Here is a 1,042-nt window from a genome sequence, read left to right as displayed (position 1 = left end):
CGTTGGCCTCATCGCCACAGCCCAGCCGCCGGCACGACCCACCCCCGCGATCCCCGCCGAAGCCAGTGCCCTCTATGACGAAGGCGTCATCGCCTGGACCAGCCGCACCGCCTCGGGCTTCGCCACCGCTATCGAGAAGTTCGATGCCGCACTCGCCATTGCGCCAAACTATGCCCGCGCCGAAGTCGGCCGCGCCAATGTCTACAACCTGATCAGCCAGTACACGCTGGCCCCCGCTGCCGAGTCCTACGCCAAAGCCAAACAGGCCGCCGAGCGCGCCCTCAGCCTCGATCCGCAATCCGGCGAGGCCTATGCGGCGCTCGGCTTCAACGCCTTCTATGGCAACCACGCGTTCGCCCGTTCCGCCGAGCTGTTCGACAAGGCGCTGGCTCTCGCCCCCGAAAATGCCCAGGCGCTCCACTGGTACGCCCTGACCTCCATGCAGATGGGCAAGTTCGAGCACCCGCTCCAGTTGATCGACCGCGCCCTGGTGCTGCAGCCGGATTCGCGCTCCATCCGCGCCAATGCCGCGCTGATCCACTATTATGCAGGCGATACCGACACCGCGATCGAGATGCTCGAGCAGTTGCGGCAGGCCAACCCGGATTATCTCGCCGTCCCGGCCTATCTCGCGACCATCTATCTCGACCAGCGCCGCTACGCCGATTTCCTCGACAGCTACGAGATTGCCGCCGGTGTCGAGGGCAGCGTCGGCCGCCAGCTCATCGCCAAGGCCGCCCGCGCCGCCCTTCCGCAAGGCGGCGAGGCCATGCTGCGCGCCATGCTCGATGAGCAGCAGCGCCAGTTCCTGGCCGAGCGCGAAAAGGCCTACAAGGTCGCCGCCACCGCCGCCCTGCTCGGCGACAGGGATCTCGCCCTCGACTACCTCGAGACCTCAGTCGATCGTGCCGAGACCATCGGCCTCCTGGTCGAACCGGAGTTCCGGAGCCTCCGCGCCGAGCCGCGCTTCACGGCGCTGCTGACCCGCCTTGGGTTGCCGCAGAGTTAGAGCTCCCCTCCCCCTTGAGGGGAGGGCTTGGGG

Annotated in this window: 1 protein-coding gene; it reads left to right on the top strand. The window is 67.6% G+C overall.

Features of this window, described 5'->3' with window-relative positions; all coding sequences use genetic code 11:
* Positions 1 to 1,009, top strand: a 1,009-nt coding sequence (locus VW23_RS22065) for a tetratricopeptide repeat protein (protein WP_069911653.1), incomplete at its 5' end; no start/stop codon positions are given.
* Between the last annotated feature and the right edge of the window lie 33 nt (positions 1,010 to 1,042).

The organism is Devosia insulae DS-56 (genome assembly GCF_000970465.2).
GTDB lineage: Bacteria > Pseudomonadota > Alphaproteobacteria > Rhizobiales > Devosiaceae > Devosia_A > Devosia_A insulae.
This window is presented reverse-complemented; position numbering and strand designations above follow the sequence as displayed.